At 71.3% G+C, this 3,281-nt stretch carries 5 protein-coding genes; 3 read left to right on the top strand and 2 right to left on the bottom strand.

Features of this window, described 5'->3' with window-relative positions:
- Window positions 1–113: LuxR C-terminal-related transcriptional regulator (locus AC30N0_RS12395; protein ID WP_489518216.1), on the top strand; the 113-nt coding region annotated here is incomplete at its 5' end.
- Window positions 114–138: 25 nt separating this feature from the next.
- Entirely contained in the window at window positions 139–1,062 is a 924-nt protein-coding gene (locus AC30N0_RS12390) for a DMT family transporter (protein WP_489518215.1), read from the top strand.
- A 21-nt stretch (window positions 1,063–1,083) separates the two neighbouring features.
- Here the strand turns inward: AC30N0_RS12390 and AC30N0_RS12385 are convergent, their stop codons facing one another.
- A complete protein-coding gene (locus AC30N0_RS12385) occupies window positions 1,084–1,518 on the bottom strand; it encodes a DUF1841 family protein (RefSeq protein WP_489518214.1) in 435 nt (144 codons plus the stop codon).
- Window positions 1,519–1,644: 126 nt separating this feature from the next.
- Here AC30N0_RS12385 and AC30N0_RS12380 point away from each other — a divergent pair, with 126 nt between their 5' ends.
- The gene (locus AC30N0_RS12380; RefSeq protein ID WP_489518213.1) at window positions 1,645–2,220 is read left to right on the top strand and encodes a malonic semialdehyde reductase; all 576 of its coding nucleotides are present in this window, start codon (window positions 1,645–1,647) and stop codon (window positions 2,218–2,220) included.
- On the opposite strand, the gene AC30N0_RS12375 is transcribed toward AC30N0_RS12380, so the two are convergent.
- A partial coding sequence (locus tag AC30N0_RS12375; protein WP_489518212.1) for a 1-acyl-sn-glycerol-3-phosphate acyltransferase occupies window positions 2,189–3,281 on the bottom strand: 1,093 nt, incomplete at its 5' end. The genes AC30N0_RS12380 and AC30N0_RS12375 overlap by 32 nt on opposite strands.

The following is a 3,281-nucleotide window of genomic DNA, read 5'->3' as shown; positions in this document are numbered from 1 at the left end:
TGAGCCCGAAGACGGTGAGCGTGTACCGTGCCCGCGTCCTCGAGAAGCTCGGCCTGACCAACAACTCCGAGATGACGGTCTACGCGATCCGCAGCGGCCTGGTCGGCAACTGACCGCCACGGCGATGGACCGGGGTCGATGAGAGCCGTCGAGGCGCCGCGGTCGTCGCTTTCGGGGGCGGCGTTCGCGACGCTGCTGCTCATTGCCTTCATGATGGGGTCGAACCACGTCGCCGCGCGCGTCGCCTTCGACCACGGCGTCGACGTCGCCACCGCCGTGGGCTTTCGCAGCACCGTGACGGCGTGCGTCGTCGGCCTGCTGCTCTTTGTGGCGCGGGTGCCGGTGCGCGTGAACCGCCGGCAGCGTCGCGCCCTGCCGCTGATCGGCGTGCTCGTCGGCCTGCAGAGCCTGTGCCTCTACTCGGCGGTGGCGCGGCTGCCGGTGGCCCTGGCCCTGCTCGCCTTCAACACCTTCCCGCTCTGGACGGCGGGCTGGGCCCGCCTCGTCTACGGGCACCGGCCGGAGCGCCGCGTCGTCCTGGCCATGCCGTTCATGCTGGTCGGCCTGGCCCTCGCCCTCGACGTGCTCGGCGCCGCGTCCGGCCTCGGCGCGCAGGCGCAGTGGGGTCGGATCGGCGTCGGCGTCGCCTTTGCGCTCGCCGCGGCGGCGCTCTTCGGCCTGGCCCTGGTCCTGACGCAGCACGAGGCCGGCGACCTCGACGGCCGCCTGCGCACGGCGAGCACCATGGGCTTCGCGGCGCTCGTCGCCTTCGCCGCCGTCGCCGCGCAGGGCGAGTTCCACTTCCCGCAGGCGCCGGCCGGCTGGTGGGGGCTGCTCGCGCTGACCTTCCTCTACGGCACCGCGTTCACGATCATGTTCACGGTGCTGCCGCGGCTCGGCGTCGTCGGCAACTCGGCGATCATGAACGTCGAGCCGATCTTCGCGCTGGTCCTGGCCTGGGCCATCCTCGGCCAGCGCATCGCGCCGTCGCAGGTCGGCGGCGGGTTGCTCGTCGTCGCGACCGTCATGTGGCTGGGGCTGGGCCGGCGCAAGGCGGCCTGAGCGCGTCAGCGCCCGGCTGCGTCAACGCGCCGTCGCCCGCCGCCTGACGCAATCGACGTAGCTCTCGCCGTCGGGCGGCAGGCCGCTGCGCTGCGAGTCCCACAGCATCCGGCCCAGGCACTCCATCACCTCGTGCTGGGCGGCGTGCTGCGAGCCGAGCCTCGCGGCAAGCAGGAGAAAGGCCTGGCGGATGCCCGCCGGCTGGTCGATCGACACCTGCTCGCTGATCGACAGGTGCATCGACAGGTGCAGGAACGGGTTCTCGCGGCCGCCCTCGCCGGTGTAGCTCGCCTCGAGGGCGGCGGTCTCGTCGGCCAGGTCGCCGGCGTACTCCGGGTGGCCGTCGATCCAGTCGGCGGCGATCGTCTCCAGCGGCGTCAGCGGCAGGCTGGCGGCGCGCTTCTTCCCGGCAGCGACGAAGAAGCTGCGGACGTCGTGCTGCGAAGGCGAGAACATGCGGCCATTGTCGAGCCGTAGTGCAGCGGGCGCGAACGCTGCCGGCGAATGCCCCAACCGCACCGGGCGCAGGGCGCGGCCAGAATGGATCGATGCCGGCCGCGCCCGGCGCATCCCCTGGCCCGCATGAACGTCACTACCGAACAGCTCTTCCTCGAAGCCCGCACGCACAACGGCTTCACCGCCGAGCCCGTGCCCACCGCGCAGCTGCGCCAGATCTACGACTTGATGAAGTGGGGGCCGACCTCGGCCAACTCGTCGCCGGCGCGCATCGTCTTCGTCGCCTCGCCGGCGGCCAAGGCAAGGCTGCTCGCCTGCGTGTCGCCGGGGAACGTGGAGAAGACGCGCTCGGCACCCGTGACCGCCATCCTCGGCATGGACATGGCCTTCGCCGACAAGCTGCCACAGCTCTTCCCGCACGCCGATGCGAAGTCGTGGTTCGCCGGCAAGCAGGAATTGGCCGAGGCCACGGCTTTCCGGAACTCGAGCCTGCAGGGCGGCTACTTCATCATCGCCGCGCGCGCCGTCGGCCTCGACTGCGGGCCGATGAGCGGCTTCGACGCCGAAAAGGTCGACGCGGCGTTCTGGACCGGCACCTCGGTGCGCACCAATTTTCTCTGCAACCTGGGCCACGGCGACCCCTCGCAGCTCTTCGCGCGCAGCCCGCGCCTCAGGTTCGAAGAGGCGTGCCGGATCGAGTGAACTGGGCGATCGAGTTGGCGTAGTAGCGGATCAGCGGCAGCTCGCCCGGCCGGGCCTGGAAGAGGCCGTCCTTCTCGTCGAGCAGGCGGCGCAGGGTCAGCGCGCGCAGGCCGACGGTCACGGCGTAGTCGAGGTCCTGTCGCGGCACGTAGATGTGCGCGCCGGCGGCCTCGAGCTTCTCGACCAGCTGCCTGACCTCGGCCTTCAGCTCCAGCTCCGAGACCGCCCGGTCCTGCTGCTGGACGAAGACGGTGGCGATCAAGGGCACCGGCAGCACCGGCACGTTGCGGCCGACCGCCGCCATGAGCTCGGCACCGAGGCCGGCGATGGCGCGCCGGCGCGCGTCGCCGCCGAGCTTCTGGAAGTCGACGCCGCGCTCGGCGCACCAGGCGCGCATCGAGACCGGGGTGCCGAAGTTGACGCAGGCGTAGCCGAAGCGGCGCCAGCCGCTCTTCAGCATCAGGCGCACGTTGTTGACGACGAAGCCGAGCGTGTTCCACACCGCCCAGAAGTTGCTCGGCCGGCGCGCGTCCGGGTCGACCGAGAGCAGCAGGGTGCGGTCCTCGAGGACGCGGTCGTAGTTGAGCCCGAGGGGCAGGAAGACGAGGTCGCGCTCGCCGTCGAGCGTGAAGCCGCGCAGCATGTAGTCGATGACGCCCAGGCGCGGCTCGCGCAGCAGGCCGTCTCGGGTCAGGCCGCCTTCGGGGAACACCGCCTGCGGCACGCCGGCCTGCGTCGCCATCGCCACGTAGCACTCGAGGACGCGCCGGTACAGCTCGTCCTTGGAGTTGCGGCGCACGAAGTAGGCGCCCATCGAGCGGATCAGCGCCGACAGCGGCCAGGTCCGGGCCCATTCGCCGACGGCGTACGACAGTGCCGCCTGCTCGACCGCCAGGTGGCTGGCCAGGATGTAGTCCATGTTCGAGCGGTGGTTCATGACGAAGACCACCGTCGCGTTCTCGGGCACGGCCTTCATCGACTCGGTGTCCACGTAGCCGAGGCGCACGCGGTACAGCCCCTTCGAGACCTTGCGGCCGACCCAGTTGCCGATCCGGAAGTAG

Source organism: Rhizobacter sp. (assembly GCF_031412495.1).
Lineage (GTDB): Bacteria > Pseudomonadota > Gammaproteobacteria > Burkholderiales > Burkholderiaceae_C > Schlegelella_A.
The sequence above is the reverse complement of the archived record's forward strand: the minus strand, read 5'-3'. Positions and strand labels throughout refer to the sequence as shown.

What these genes read in the sequence shown, in the direction of transcription:
- AC30N0_RS12390 (WP_489518215.1), top strand. Translation starts at nt 139, where the DNA reads ATGAGAGCCGTCGAGGCGCCGCGGTCGTCGCTTTCGGGGGCGGCGTTC.
- AC30N0_RS12385 (WP_489518214.1), bottom strand. Translation starts at nt 1,518, where the DNA reads ATGTTCTCGCCTTCGCAGCACGACGTCCGCAGCTTCTTCGTCGCTGCC.
- AC30N0_RS12380 (WP_489518213.1), top strand. Translation starts at nt 1,645, where the DNA reads ATGAACGTCACTACCGAACAGCTCTTCCTCGAAGCCCGCACGCACAAC.